The sequence below is a fragment of the Alkalilimnicola ehrlichii MLHE-1 genome (genome assembly GCF_000014785.1).
GTDB lineage: Bacteria > Pseudomonadota > Gammaproteobacteria > Nitrococcales > Halorhodospiraceae > Alkalilimnicola > Alkalilimnicola ehrlichii.
The window spans coordinates 806,179-819,786 of record NC_008340.1; the positions used below are offsets into that span (position 1 = coordinate 806,179).

The 13,608-nt window shown below is 67.1% G+C and carries 11 protein-coding genes; all 11 read left to right on the top strand.

Annotated elements, in window-relative coordinates; genetic code table 11:
- Window positions 1-51 precede the first annotated feature (51 nt).
- The 11 genes from MLG_RS03730 (at window position 52) to MLG_RS03780 (ending at window position 13,421) form a co-directional block, all read left to right on the top strand.
- Entirely contained in the window at window positions 52-513 is a 462-nt protein-coding gene (locus MLG_RS03730; protein WP_011628473.1) for an SUF system Fe-S cluster assembly regulator, read from the top strand.
- A 75-nt stretch (window positions 514-588) separates the two neighbouring features.
- On the top strand, window positions 589-2,037 hold the full coding sequence (gene sufB / locus MLG_RS03735; protein WP_011628474.1) for a Fe-S cluster assembly protein SufB: 1,449 nt from the start codon (window positions 589-591) through the stop codon (window positions 2,035-2,037).
- 57 nt (window positions 2,038-2,094) lie between these two features.
- Entirely contained in the window at window positions 2,095-2,844 is a 750-nt protein-coding gene (sufC, locus tag MLG_RS03740; protein ID WP_011628475.1) for a Fe-S cluster assembly ATPase SufC, read from the top strand.
- A 10-nt stretch (window positions 2,845-2,854) separates the two neighbouring features.
- On the top strand, window positions 2,855-4,180 hold the full coding sequence (gene sufD, locus MLG_RS03745) for a Fe-S cluster assembly protein SufD (protein ID WP_011628476.1): 1,326 nt from the start codon (window positions 2,855-2,857) through the stop codon (window positions 4,178-4,180).
- The gene (locus tag MLG_RS03750; protein WP_011628477.1) at window positions 4,177-5,442 is read left to right on the top strand and encodes a cysteine desulfurase; all 1,266 of its coding nucleotides are present in this window, start codon (window positions 4,177-4,179) and stop codon (window positions 5,440-5,442) included. Before sufD ends, MLG_RS03750 begins: the two co-directional genes overlap by 4 nt.
- 167 nt (window positions 5,443-5,609) lie before the next feature.
- A complete protein-coding gene (gene sufU / locus MLG_RS03755; protein WP_041717894.1) occupies window positions 5,610-6,056 on the top strand; it encodes a Fe-S cluster assembly sulfur transfer protein SufU in 447 nt (148 codons plus the stop codon).
- 58 nt (window positions 6,057-6,114) lie between these two features.
- Window positions 6,115-7,221: an efflux RND transporter periplasmic adaptor subunit gene (locus MLG_RS03760; RefSeq protein ID WP_041717895.1), complete on the top strand. Its 1,107-nt coding sequence runs from the start codon at window positions 6,115-6,117 to the stop codon at window positions 7,219-7,221.
- The gene (locus MLG_RS03765; protein WP_011628480.1) at window positions 7,218-10,259 is read left to right on the top strand and encodes an efflux RND transporter permease subunit; all 3,042 of its coding nucleotides are present in this window, start codon (window positions 7,218-7,220) and stop codon (window positions 10,257-10,259) included. The genes MLG_RS03760 and MLG_RS03765 overlap by 4 nt, the downstream gene beginning before the upstream one ends.
- Window positions 10,260-10,393: 134 nt before the next feature.
- Window positions 10,394-11,701 carry a quaternary amine ABC transporter ATP-binding protein gene (locus MLG_RS03770; RefSeq protein ID WP_011628481.1) on the top strand — a complete coding sequence of 436 codons (1,308 nt, stop codon included), beginning with the start codon at window positions 10,394-10,396 and terminating at the stop codon, window positions 11,699-11,701.
- Window positions 11,698-12,546, top strand: coding sequence for an ABC transporter permease (locus MLG_RS03775; RefSeq protein WP_011628482.1), 849 nt, complete (start codon window positions 11,698-11,700; stop codon window positions 12,544-12,546). Before MLG_RS03770 ends, MLG_RS03775 begins: the two co-directional genes overlap by 4 nt.
- Before the next feature lie 26 nt (window positions 12,547-12,572).
- On the top strand, window positions 12,573-13,421 hold the full coding sequence (locus MLG_RS03780) for a glycine betaine ABC transporter substrate-binding protein (RefSeq protein ID WP_011628483.1): 849 nt from the start codon (window positions 12,573-12,575) through the stop codon (window positions 13,419-13,421).
- Window positions 13,422-13,608 lie beyond the last annotated feature (187 nt).

Below are 13,608 nucleotides of genomic sequence, written 5' to 3' on the forward strand. Positions count from 1 at the left end.
TAACTCAAAGAGTACCAATCTGGTCCGGTATCCGTTACAATCCAGACCATCATGGTACGGATTAACAGAGAAACCGACTACGGCATAGGCATCCTGACGGCCATGGCGCGGGCGCCGGAGCAGCGTTTCAGCACCGTCCGCCTCGCTGATCAGCAGGGCCTGCCGCAGCCTATGGTGGCCAAGATCCTCAAGAATCTGGCCCGCGCGGGGATTCTCGTCTCCTACCGTGGCGCCAAGGGCGGCTATGGGCTGGCGCGTCCCGCCCGTCAGATCTCGGTGGCCGAGATCATTACCGCCCTTGAGGGGCCCATTGCCTTCACCGAGTGTGTGGAGGAGGGCGTGGATGCCTGCCAGTACGGCGATGCCTGCACCACCAGTGCCAACTGGTGGCGGATCAGCCAGGTGGTGCAGCATGCCCTGGGCAGCATCAGCCTGAAGGACATGAGCGAGCCGGTGGTGCCGTTGCGCATGATGGCGCCCCGGGCCGGCTCCCTCAAGGGGGATGCTTCGTGAGCCGGTGCCCGGCGCCCGCTCACCAAGCATGTCCCCAGAAAACCAATCGTTCATCAACTGAACGGAGCAGCAGCCATGTCGGCGAGCAAAGACATTATCGAGCAGCACACGAAGAAGGGCTACGAGGCCGGCTTCACCACGGATATCGAGCAGGAGCACCTGCCGCCCGGCCTGAGTGAGGACACCGTCCGCTTCATCTCCGCCAAGAAGGGCGAGCCGGAATGGATGCTGGAGTGGCGGCTGGAGGCCTATCGCAACTGGCTGAAGATGCCCCACCCCAGGTGGGCCCACGTGGACTATCCCCAGATCGACTTCCAGGCGATCAGCTATTTCGCCGCGCCCAAGTCGGATGACGACCGGCCCAAGAGCCTGGAGGACGTGGACCCGAAGCTGCTTGAGACCTACGAGAAGCTGGGCGTGCCCATGCACGAGCGCGAGCAACTGGCCGGCGTGGCGGTGGACGCGGTGTTCGACTCTGTCTCCATCGGCACCACCTACCGGGAGAAGCTCGCCGAACAGGGCATCATCTTCTGCTCCATGTCCGAGGCCGTCCGCGAGCACCCGGATCTGGTGAAGAAGTACATCGGCTCGGTGGTGCCCAAGGGCGACAACTTCTTCGCGGCGCTGAACTCGGCGGTCTTCTCGGACGGCAGCTTCGTCTATATCCCCAAGGGCGTGCGCTGCCCGATGGAGTTGTCCACCTACTTCCGGATGAACGCCTCCAATACCGGGCAGTTCGAGCGCACCCTGATCATCGCCGAAGAGGGCGCCGAGGTCTCCTACCTGGAGGGTTGCACCGCGCCCATGCGCGACGATAACCAGCTCCACGCCGCGGTGGTCGAGCTGGTGGCACACCAAGACGCCAGCATCAAGTACTCCACGGTGCAGAACTGGTACCCCGGCGACGAAAACGGCAAGGGCGGCATCTACAACTTCGTCACCAAGCGCGGCCTGTGCGAGGGCGCCCGCTCCAAGATCAGTTGGACCCAGGTGGAGACCGGCTCGGCGATCACCTGGAAGTACCCCAGCTGCGTGCTCAAGGGCGACGACTCCACCGGGGAGTTCTACTCGGTGGCCGTGACCCGGGGCCGGCAGCAGGCCGACACCGGCACCAAGATGATCCACCTGGGCAAGAACACCAAGAGCACCATCATCTCCAAGGGGATCAGTGCCGACCACGGCCAGCAAAGCTACCGCGGCCTGGTGCGCATCGCCCCCACCGCCAGCGGCGCGCGCAACTACTCGCAGTGCGACTCCATGCTGATGAGCGATACCTGCGGGGCGCACACCTTCCCCTATATCGATGTGCAGCACCCGGGTGCCCAGCTCGAGCACGAGGCCACCACCTCGAAGATCAGCGAGGACCAGATCTTCTACCTGCGCCAGCGCGGACTGAGCGAGGAGGACGCGGTCAACCTGGTGGTGAACGGCTTTTGCAAGGAGGTCTTCAAGGAGCTGCCGATGGAGTTCGCGGTGGAGGCCCAGGCCCTGTTGGCGGTCACCCTGGAAGACAGCGTGGGTTAAACGCGCCTTTGGCGATCAGTTGGACGAACACTCAAGAGATACGAAACGGAGTACGAGATGCTGAAGATCAGAAACCTGCATGCCCGGGTGGAAGACACCGAGATCCTCAAGGGCGTGAACCTGGAGATCGGCGAGGGCGAGGTGCACGCCATCATGGGCCCGAACGGCTCGGGCAAGAGCACCCTGTCCAAGGTCCTGGCCGGTGACGAGAACTACGAGGTCACCGCCGGCGAGGTTCTGTTCCGCGGCAAGGACCTGCTGGAGCTGGAGCCGGAAGAGCGCGCCGGCGAGGGTGTCTTCCTCGGCTTCCAGTACCCGGTGGAAGTGCCTGGCGTCTCCAACGTCTACTTCCTCAAGACCGCCATCAACTCCGTGCGCAAGTACCGTGGCGAGCCGGAGCTGTCCGCCATCGAGGTGCTGCGTCACATCAAGGACGCTGCCAAGATGGTGAAGATGGGCGATGAGCTGGTGAACCGCCCGGTCAACGAAGGCTTCTCCGGCGGTGAGAAAAAGCGCAACGAGATCTTCCAGATGGCCGCTCTGGCCCCGCACATGGCGATCCTGGACGAGACCGATTCCGGGCTGGATATCGACGCCCTGCGCATCGTCTCGGAGGGCGTCAATAGCATGCGCCATCCGCACCGCTCCTTCCTGCTGATCACCCACTATCAGCGGCTGCTGAACTACATCAAGCCCGACCATGTGCATGTGATGCTGGACGGCAAGATCGTTAAGTCCGGCGATTACACCCTGGCCCTGGAGCTGGAGGAGTCCGGCTACGCCCTGTTCGGTGAAAACGCGGCCTGAGGAGGAGCGAATGGAAGCCTTGGCAGAGAAACACAGCATCTACCTGGAGGACTTCCGCCAGCGGCCCGCCGATCAGCAGGGTCCGGACTGGCTGGAGGCCCGCCGCCAGGCGGCCATCGAGGCCTTCGAGCGTATGGGGTTCCCCACCCGGCGCTGGGAGGCGTGGCGGAACATCAAGCTGGACGCGCTGCTGCAGCACCACTACCGTCCGGCCGAGACCCTGGGTGTGGCGCCGCAGGTGTTGCAGGAGGCCATCTCTGTGGCCCCCGATGCGCCGCGCCTGGTGTTCATCGACGGCGTGTTCAGCCCGCAGCACTCCACCCCGGACGCGCTGCCCGAGGGCCTGACCGTCAAGCCGCTGTCCGAGGCCTTGGACGAGGCCGATGTACAGCAGCACCTGGCCGCCCACGCGGACTATGAGCAGCATCCGTTCATCGCCCTCAACACCGCCTTCGCCCGGCAGGGGGTCTATGTGCACGTCCCGCGGGGCCAGGCGGTGGAGCAGGAGGTGCTGTTCATCTTTGCCTGCTCGGACGCCGGTGCCGATCGGGCCTCCTGGCCACGGGTGTTGGTGCACGCCGAGGAGAGCGCCGAGTGCCGCCTGATCGAGTGGCACGGTGGTCCGGACGGCAGTGCCTACCTGGCCAGCCCGGTCACCGAGATCATCGCCGAGGCCAACGCTAACGTGCGGCTGGACCGGCTGCAGCGGGAGGGCGCCGATGCCTTCCACCTGGGGGCGGTCCATGCCGAGGCGGATCGCGATGCCCGGGTGCATGTGCAGAACTTCAATTTCGGCGGCCGGATCAGCCGGGTGGACTACTACGGCCTGCTCAAGGGCACCGCCGCCGAGGTGATCATCAACGGTCTCTACCTGGGCGACCGCAAGCGCTTCACCGATCAGCACACCTGGATGACCCACGACTGCGAACATGGTCACAGCAGCCAGCTGTTCAAGGGCATCCTCAAGGATAAGGCCGAGGCGGTGTTCGACGGCCTGCTCAAGGTGGAGGAGGGCGCCCAGAAGACCGACGGCTTCCAGGAGAATCGCAACCTGATCCTGAGCCCGATGGCGCTGGCCCACTCCAACCCGCGCCTGGAGATCTACGCCGACGACGTCAAGTGCTCCCACGGCTCCACCGTGGGCGAGCTGGACAAGGAGGCGGTCTTCTACCTGCGCAGCCGCGGCATGGACCAGGACAGCGCTCAGGCCCTGCTCACTTGGGCCTTTGCCAATGAGGTGCTCAGCGAGGTCAGGCTTGATAGCCTGAAGACCTATCAGCAACGCCTGCTGGGCGGCTTCCTGCCGGGGCAGGCCGACTTCGAGGGGCTTGTATGAGCACGGTTGAACCGGTTCGCGACCGGGAACGGGCCGGGCCGCCGCTGGACGTGGCGGCCCTGCGCGCCCAGTTCCCCGTCCTGCACCAACAGGTGAACGGCTACCCGCTGGTCTACCTGGACAATGCCGCCAGCTGCCAGAAGCCGGAGGCGGTGATCGAGGCCGAGGCGGCGTGTTATCGCGAGTACTACGCCAACATCCACCGTGGGGTGCACGCCCTCTCCCAGCGCTGCACCACCGCCTTCGAGGGGGCCCGCGAGAAGGTGCAGCGGTTCCTGAACGCCGAGCGCGACGGGGAGATCGTCTTCCTGCGCGGCACCACCGAGGCCATCAATTTGGTGGCCCACAGCTACGTGGAGCCCCTGTTGCAGCCAGGCGATGAGATCCTCATCAGCTACCTGGAGCACCACTCCAACATCGTCCCCTGGCAGATGGTCTGCGAGCGCACCGGGGCGGAGCTGCGGGTCATCCCGGTACAGGATAACGGCGAACTGGACCTGGAGGCCTTCCAGGCCCTGCTCAGTGATCGGACCCGCTTCCTCTCCGTGGGGCACGTCTCCAATGCCCTGGGCACGGTGAACCCGGTGCGCTGGATGATTGAGCAGGCCCACGCCCGGGACATCCCCGTGCTGCTGGACGGCGCCCAGGCGGTGCCTCATGGCCCGGTGGATGTGCGCGAGCTGGACTGCGACTTCTACGCCTTCTCCGGGCACAAGCTCTATGGGCCGACCGGGGTGGGGGTGCTCTACGGGCGCCACGACCTGCTCAAGGGCATGCGGCCCTGGCAGGGCGGTGGCGACATGATCCGCACCGTCAGCTTCGAGAAGACCCTCTACGCCGAACCGCCTGCCCGCTTCGAGGCAGGTACGCCCAACATCGCCGGCGCCATCGCCCTGGGCGCGGCGGTGGACTGGGTGCAGGCGGTGGGCCTGGAGGCCATCGCCGCCCATGAGGCCCGCCTGTTGGATTACGCCACCGAGCGGCTGGGTGCGTTGGAGGGGGTGCGGCTACTGGGCACGGCCCCGGACAAGGCGGCGGTGCTCTCCTTCGTGATGGACGAGGCCCACCCCCACGATATCGGCACCATCCTCGACCAACAGGGGGTCGCCATCCGCACCGGGCACCACTGTGCCGAGCCGGTGATGAAACGCTTCAACGTGCCGGCCACCGCCCGCGCCTCCTTCGCGGCCTACAACACCGAGGCCGAGGTGGATGCGCTGGTGGAGGGCGTTGAGAAGGTGCGCGAACTGTTCGGCGGCTGAGCCGCCGCGCCATTTGCCGGCGGTGTCCGTCGCCGGCGCCCTTCTCAGGCAGCCGGCGGCCATGGACTGTCTTCCCGGGCCGCTTTCCTGTCCGCGGTGTGCCCCGCCAGGTGGCCGCTGGCCGCCGCCGGCTTGGTATACTCACCGCATTTATCACCGGGGAGACCATGTCCAAGCTCAGCGACCTCTACCGCAAGATCGTCCTCGCCCACAACCGTCAGCCCCGCAATCATCACCCGCTGGAGCCCTGCAGCCACCATGCGGAGGGGTACAACCCGGTGTGCGGCGATCATATCCAGGTGTATCTGCGGCTGGACGAGGCCGGACGGGTGGCGGCGGCGAGCTTTACCGGTGAGGCCTGCGCCATCTGCACGGCGTCCAGTTCCATGATGACCGAAGTGGTGGCCGGTCTGGATGCCAGCGAGGTGGCGGCACTGTTTCGCCGCTTCGAGGCCATGCTCACCGAGGACCCCGCGCAGGGTGAGTCGCTGCCCGGTGAGCTGCCGGTGCTGGCCGGCGTGCGCCACTTCCCCGGCCGTACCAAGTGTGCCACCTTGTCCTGGCATACCCTGCTGGCGGCCCTGGAGGGCGAGCGCGCCGCCAGTACCGAATAGTCGTTGGCGGCGTCCGTCTCGCCGTGCCGTTGGGGCCCAGGGAAGAGGGAGGGGCCGATTGCACCACCAATACCCGTTTTCTCGTGCCGTTCTGGTCCTGCCTTGGCTGCTGGTGCTGCTGCTGGCCGGCTGTGAGGGCCCGCCGGAGGCGGATCACGCCGATCTGCCGCGCCCCGTCTATGTCGAGCCGGTCCGGATGGAACCCGCCCACGAGCAGGTCACCCTGCCGGGCCAGCTCCGTGCCCGCGACGAGAGCACGCTTTCCTTCCGGGTCTCGGGCCCGGTGGCGGCCCTGCCGGTGGCGGAGGGGGAGCGGGTGGCATCCGGCACGGTGCTGGCGCGCATGGATCCGCGTGATTATCACCGCCGGGTGAATGGCCTGCAGGCGGCGCTGAGCGAGGCCCAGGCCGCCCGTGAGCTGGCTGCCACCGAGTTGCGCCGGCTGCAGCGGGCGGCGGAGGGGCCCGGGGTTGCCGAGCTGCGGCTGGATCAGGCCCGCGCTGCCCTGGCCCAGGCCACCGCCCGGGTGGAACGTACCCGGGAAGAGCTGGAGGGTGCTCGCGACGCCCTGGCCGATACCCGCCTGGTGGCGCCGGCGGACGGGGTCCTCGCCCGCCGACTGGTGGAGCCGGGAGAGATGGCTCAGGCCGGTCAGCCGGTGGTGGTCTTTCAGGATGTTGACCGTCTGGATGTCACCGTCGACCTGCCGGAGCGGCTGTTGCTCGGTGGTGCGCTGACCGGGATGTTGCAGGTGCGGCTGCCCGCCATCGACGATAGCTGGCACCGGGCCCGTCTGGTGCACCGTGCCGGCACGCCCAGCCCCGGGACCGGCACCTGGCGTGCCCGCCTGCGCTTGGATGAGCCGCCCGCCGAGGCCCGGCCCGGCATGCGGGCGCAGGTGCGGCTGCTGCCGGAGACCCACGGCGAGCCCACCTGGCTGCTGCCCATGGGGGCGCTGGACGACCGCGAACAGCCGCGGGTGTGGCGCCTGGGCGATGACGACACCCTGGAGCCGGTGCCGGTCACGGTGCTGGGGCTCCAGGGCAACCGGCTGCGACTGGCCAGCGATGAATTGGCGGCGGGCGATCGGGTGGTCACCGTGGGGGCCGTCCTTCTCCGGGATGGACAGCGGGTCACCCCGCTGGAGGTGGAGGCCTCGCGATGAACCTGGCCGCGCTGGCCATACGCCACCGCATCACCACCCTGGTGGCCGTCCTGCTGCTGGTGGTCATGGGCTGGCAGGCCTACCACAACGTCGGCTGGTTGGAGGACCCGGAGTTCAGCATCAAGCTGGCGCTGGTGGTCACCCAGTACCCGGGTGCCTCACCGGAAGAGGTGGAGCTGCAGGTCACCGACCCCCTGGAACGGGCCATCCAGGACCTGGATGAGCTGGACCATGTGCGCAGCCTCTCCCGCGCCGGTGAGTCCGTCATCTATGCCGAGATCCAGCAGCGCTACCGGGCCGACGACCTGCCGCAGATCTGGGACCGCCTGCGGCAAAAGGTCGGCGACGCCCAGGCGCAGCTGCCCAGCGGCGCCCACCCATCGCGGGTGATCGACGATTTCGGTGATGTCCACAGCATCGTGCTTGCCGTCCACGGCGCGGGGGTGGAGCGCGCCCGCCTGGAGGACTATGCCGACGAACTCAAGCGCGACCTGCTGGGCGTGGACGGCGTCGCCCGCGGCAGTCTCTGGGGGGCGCAGCCCGAGGCGGTCTACGTGGACCTGTCCGAGTCGCGCATCGCCATGATGGGCTTGGCTGCCGGTCAGGTGGTGCCGTTGCTGTTCGACCAAACCAAGGTCCAGGACGCTGGCTGGGCGGAGCTGGGCGACCGCCGGCTGCGGGTCATCCCCAGTGGCACCTTCAATACCCTGGACGAGTTGCGCGACTTCTTGATTCCCGGCGGCGAGTCGGGCGAGTTGGTGCGCCTGGGGGACATCGCCGAGATCAGCCGCGGGCCGCTGACCCCGCTCCGGCCGCTGATGCGCTTCAACGGCGAACCGGCGGTGGGCATCGCCCTGGCCCACGAGGAGGGCAGCAATGTGGTGGCCATGGGGCGCGCCGTGCAGCAGCGACTGGACGAGCTGGCGCCCTTCACTCCGGCGGGAATCGAGCTGGGGGTGGTCGCCTGGCAGCCGCAGATCGTGGACGATGCGGTCAGCGGCTTCGTTCGCAACGTTCTGATTGCGCTGGTGATTGTCCTCGGGGTGCTGTGCCTGTTCACCGGCCTGCGCAGCGGCCTGATGGTGGGGGTGGCGCTGCTGCTCACGGTGGCCACCACCCTGGTGTTCATGCGGGTGTTCGGTATCGACCTGCACCGGGCCTCGGTGGGGGCGATGATCATCTCCCTGGGGATGATGGTGGACAATGCCATCGTCACCGCGGATCTCATGCAGGTAAAGATCCGGCGCGGGGTGGAGCGCCTGCAGGCGGCCCGCGAGGCGGTGCGCGAGAGCGGCCTGCCGCTGCTCGGTGCCACCCTGGTGGGGATCTTCGGCTTTCTGGCGATCTTCCTGGCCGAGGACGACACCGGCGAGTATGTCGCCAGCCTCTTTCAGGTGGTGGGCATCTCCCTGCTGGTGAGCTGGGTGGCGGCCATGACCATCGTCCCGCTGCTGGGCTTCCTGCTGTTCAAACCCGGGCAGCAGACCACCGAGCCCTATCAGACCCGCTTTTACGGGGCCTACCGGCGGCTGCTGCACGGCGTGCTGCGCCACCGACCGCTGGTGGTCATCACGGTGATCGCCACCGTGGCCCTGGCCGTCATCGGCTTCCGCTTTGTCGACCAGAGCTTCTTTCCCAACGCCGATCGTAACGAGGTGATGCTCGACTACTGGCTGCCGGAAGGCGGGCGCATCGAGCAGGTGGCGGCGGACCTGCGCGAGATCGAGGACCACTTCCTGGCCATGCCCGAGGTGGAGCGGGTGACCAGCTTCATCGGTGAGGGCGCCCCGCGCATTGTACTGGCCATGGAACCGGAGCTGCACAACCAGAGCTACGGCCAGCTACTCATCCGCCTGCAGGACGCCGGCCAGGTGTCGGAGATCGTTCGCCGTGGCGATGCCTACCTGGCACAGCATTTCCCCCAGGCGGAGCCCCGGATGCGCCCCTTCAGCCTGGCCTCGGTGGAGAAGTTCAAGGTCGAGGGCCGGTTCCGCGGCCCCGACCCGGCGGTCCTCCGGGCGTTGGCCGCTCAGGCGGAGGCGATCCTGCGCGCCGATCCCGAGGCCAAATACGTGCGCAACGACTGGCGCCAGCCGGTGAAGACCCTGGAGCCGGTCATCGACCAGGCTGCCGCCCGCCGCGCCGGGGTCACCCGTGAGGCCATCGGTCAGGCCTTCCTGCGCGCTGAGCACGGCCTGGACATGGGGATGTACCGGGAGGGCGACGACCGGCTGCCCATCCGCCTGCGCCGCCCGCCGGATGAGCGCGAGCGGCTCTCGGACCTGCGCCATATCCAGGTCTGGCCCGCGGATCGCCCCTGGTCCGTGCCGCTGGACCAGTTGCTGGAGACGCTGCGGGTGGACCGGGAGGACAGCCTGCGCTGGCGGCGGGACCGGCAGCCCACCCTCACCGTGCAGGCGGATCCGGTGAATATTGAGGCCCACGAGCTCCACGGCCGGGTGCGCGACGCCATCGAGGCCATCGAGTTGCCGCCCGGCTACCACTTCGAATGGGGCGGGGAGCACGAGGCGGCCCAGCGCAGTGAGGCCGAGGTGTTGTCCAAGGTCCCGGTGAGTCTGGCGCTGATGGTGCTGATCACGGTGGCCCTGTTCAACGGCTTGCGCCAGCCGCTGATCATCTTCATGACCATCCCGCTGGGCATCGTCGGGGTCGCCGCCGGCCTGCTGGTGACCGGACTGCCCTTCGGCTTCATGGCCCTGCTGGGGCTGATCTCCCTGTCGGGGATGTTGATCAAGAACGGGGTGGTGCTGCTGGATCAGATCGAGCAGTACATCGCCAGCGGCATGGACCGCTACCAGGCGGTGGTGGAGGCCTCGGTGGGGCGCCTCTCGCCCATCTCCATGACGGCGCTGACCACCGCCCTGGGGATGACCCCCATGCTCACCGACACCCTGTTCCGGGTGATGGCGGTGAGCATGATCGGGGGGCTGCTGTTCGCCACGCTGCTGACCCTTTTCCTGGTGCCGGCGCTCTACACCTGGCTGTTTCGGGTGCGTCCGCCAGAGCCCGCGGAGTGAGCGGCGCGATGGCGCCGTCGTTCGCGTCAAAACCCCTTGTTCTGCTAGGCTTGAATGCATGACCTAGAATAAAGAGTCTGACAAAACACGACCGGTCATGACGTTCAATCTTGGGGCAATAGGGTAGAGACGACTTGCAGAGAATACGCGTCCGCAATCTCACCAAGATCTTCGGCGATCAGCCCGAGGAGGGCCTGAAGCTACTCAAAGAGGGGGTCGCACCCGACAAGATCCACGAACAGACCGGGCTCACCGTGGGGCTCAATGACGTCTCCTTCGATGTGGACGAGGGCGAGATCCTCGTGGTCATGGGGCTCTCTGGCAGTGGCAAATCCACGCTCATCCGCTGCGTCAACCGGCTCATCGAACCCACCGCGGGCAGCGTCGAGGTGGATGGCGAGGACATCCTCCAATACAGCGCGGATAAGCTCTTCGACCTGCGCCGGCGCAAGTTCGGGATGGTCTTTCAGAACTTCGCGCTGCTGCCCAACCGGACCATTGTCGACAACGTTGCCTTCGGTCTGGAGATCCAGGGCGTCGAGCGCGCGGAGCGCGAGGAGAGCGCCCGCCGGTCGCTGGAGCTGGTGGGCCTGAAGGGCTGGGAGGAGGCTTACCCCAGTCAGCTCTCGGGGGGCATGCAGCAGCGCGTGGGCCTGGCCCGGGCGCTGGCCGTGGACCCGGACATCCTGCTGATGGACGAGGCCTTCAGCGCGCTGGATCCGCTGATCCGCCGCGACATGCAGAACGAGCTGATCGACCTGCAGTCGCGGATGCACAAGACCATCCTGTTCATCACCCACGACCTGGACGAGGCCCTCAAGCTCGGCGATCGGATCGTGCTGATGAAATCCGGCGGCGTGGTGCAGATCGGCACCCCCGAGGAGATCCTCAGCAACCCCGCCACCCGCTACGTGCAGCGCTTCGTCGAGGACGTGGACAAGTCCCAGGTGCTCACCGCCGGCAGCATCATGGGCAAGGCCCGGGTGGTGGCCTTTGAGTCTGACGGACCGCGCACGGCGTTGCACAAGATGGAGGAGGAGAGCTACTACAGCCTCTTCGTCACCTCCCGCGACTTCCGGGTCAAGGGCGTGGTCTGGGCCGATGACTGCGGCGCCGCCATCAAGCGGGGCGACAAGGACCTTTCGCGCATTCTCGACACCGATTTCCATAAGGTGCGTGAGGACACACCCCTGGCCGAGCTCATCACCCTGCTGGCGGAGAGCCGTATCCCGCTGGCGGTGGTGGACGAGCGCGACAAGCTGTTGGGCACCGTGGTCAAGAGCAACGTGCTCTCGGCGCTGGCCGAGACCCAGGAGAGCGACGTGCTGCCCGACCATCCGGGCCATGACGATAAGGAGGATGCGCCGCCGGCCACCGCCGCGGCGGATGACGGTGAGACGGTGGCGACCGACGGCGACCGGCAAGGGGGGCAGGCATCGTGAGTCAGGAGTTTCCCTTCATCGGCAAGATCCCGCTGGCCGATTGGATCGACAGCGGTCTGGACTGGTTGACCGACAAGTTCGCCCTGGTCACCCGTGCCATCAGTCGCTTCATGGGCGATGGCGTGGAGCTGGTGGTCGGTGCGCTCACCTACCCCCCGCCCTGGGTGGTCATCCTCGGCTTCATGGCGCTGGCGTGGTGGCTAGCCGGGCGGCGGGTGGCCATCGGCACCGGCCTGGGCCTGGCGCTGCTGTGGAACCTGCAGCTCTGGGTGGCGACCATGGAGACGCTCACCCTGGTCCTGTTCGCCACCGCGGTGGCGGTCACTATCGCCCTGCCCATCGGCATCTGGGGCGGCTTGTCCGGGCGGGCCCACCGGGTGATGACGCCGGTACTGGACTTCATGCAGACCATGCCGGCGTTCGTCTACCTGATTCCCGCCGTGCCCTTTTTTGGGCTGGGACCGGTGGCGGCCATGTTCGCCACGGTGATCTTCTCCATGCCGCCGGCGATCCGACTGACTACACTGGGAATACGTCAGGTGCCTGCCGAACTGGTGGAGGCCGCCGATGCCTTCGGTGCCACCCGGCGGCAGAAGCTGTTCAAGGTGCAGCTGCCGCTGGCCGTACCCACCATCATGGCCGGCATCAACCAGACCATTATGCTCGCCCTGTCCATGGTGGTCATCGCCGCCATGATTGGCGCCGGTGGGCTGGGTAGCGAGGTGTGGCGCGCCATACAGCGCCTCCAGTCCGGGAACGGCTTCGAAGCGGGCATCGCCATCGTGATCCTGGCGATGATCCTGGATCGGGTGACGCAAAAGATCGGAAAGGGAAAGCAATCCTGAGTTCAAGCCGCAAGGAGTAGTGTGTCATGCATAAATCACTGAGCAGTCTGATCGTAGCGGCCGCCGCGGGCACGTTGATGGTCACCTCCCTGTCCGCGGCCGCCGAGGGCCGCATCAACATGCCCTACGTGGAGTGGGACAGCGAAGTGGCCAGCACCAACGTGGTCCGGGTGGTGCTCGAGGAGGCGGGTTACGATGTCCGCACTACCTCCGTGAGCGCGGCGGCCATGTGGCAGGCCGTGGCCAGCGGTGACCAGGACGCCATGGTGGCGGCCTGGCTGCCCACCACCCACGCCAGCTATCTGGAACAGACCCGGGACCGGGTGGTGGACCTGGGGCCGAACCTGGAGGGCACCCGCATCGGCCTGGTGGTGCCGGCCTACGTGGAGATCGACTCCATTGAGGAGCTCAACGACCACGCCGACCGCTTCGATGGCCGCATCGTCGGCATCGACCCGGGCGCCGGCATCATGAGCACCACCGAGACGGCCATTGAGGAGTACGGGCTGACCAACCTCCGGCTGGTGGACGGCTCCAGCGCCACCATGGCCGCGGCCCTCCGGGATGCCATCCGTAACGAGGACTGGGTGGTGGTGACCGGCTGGACGCCCCACTGGAAGGAGGGCCGTTGGGACCTCAAGTACCTGGAGGACCCGAAGGGTATCTACGGGGGTGAGGAGGAGATCCACACCATCGTGCGCCAGGGGCTTGAGGAGGACCACCCGACGGCCTACGCCATCCTCGACAACTTCCAATGGACCCCCGAGCACATGGCCGAGGTTATGGTCATGAACGAGGAGGGCGGCGACCCCTACGAGAACGCTAAAAAGTGGGTCGAGGAGAACCGCGACCTCGTGGAGCAGTGGCTGCCCTGATCAGGGCAGGCGCCGGGCGGCCGGCATCTGCTGACCGGCCGCCCCTGTCACAATCGTGACGGCCCGGGTCCGGGCCGGAGGGGCCACCCCGCGGGTCGGCCGGGTCTATCACCGGCGCAGCCTGCGGGGTGGCCTTTTTCTGTTCGCAGGCCTCGGGCGGCATGGCCGCCCGCACTGCGGTATCATC

Bases quoted from the DNA above. Each gene is read 5' to 3' on its own strand.
- sufB (WP_011628474.1), top strand. From the start codon at position 589: ATGTCGGCGAGCAAAGACATTATCGAGCAGCACACGAAGAAGGGCTAC.
- sufC (WP_011628475.1), top strand. From the start codon at position 2,095: ATGCTGAAGATCAGAAACCTGCATGCCCGGGTGGAAGACACCGAGATC.
- sufU (WP_041717894.1), top strand. From the start codon at position 5,610: ATGTCCAAGCTCAGCGACCTCTACCGCAAGATCGTCCTCGCCCACAAC.
- MLG_RS03780 (WP_011628483.1), top strand. From the start codon at position 12,573: ATGCATAAATCACTGAGCAGTCTGATCGTAGCGGCCGCCGCGGGCACG.
- sufD (WP_011628476.1), top strand. From the start codon at position 2,855: ATGGAAGCCTTGGCAGAGAAACACAGCATCTACCTGGAGGACTTCCGC.
- MLG_RS03765 (WP_011628480.1), top strand. From the start codon at position 7,218: ATGAACCTGGCCGCGCTGGCCATACGCCACCGCATCACCACCCTGGTG.
- MLG_RS03730 (WP_011628473.1), top strand. From the start codon at position 52: ATGGTACGGATTAACAGAGAAACCGACTACGGCATAGGCATCCTGACG.
- MLG_RS03750 (WP_011628477.1), top strand. From the start codon at position 4,177: ATGAGCACGGTTGAACCGGTTCGCGACCGGGAACGGGCCGGGCCGCCG.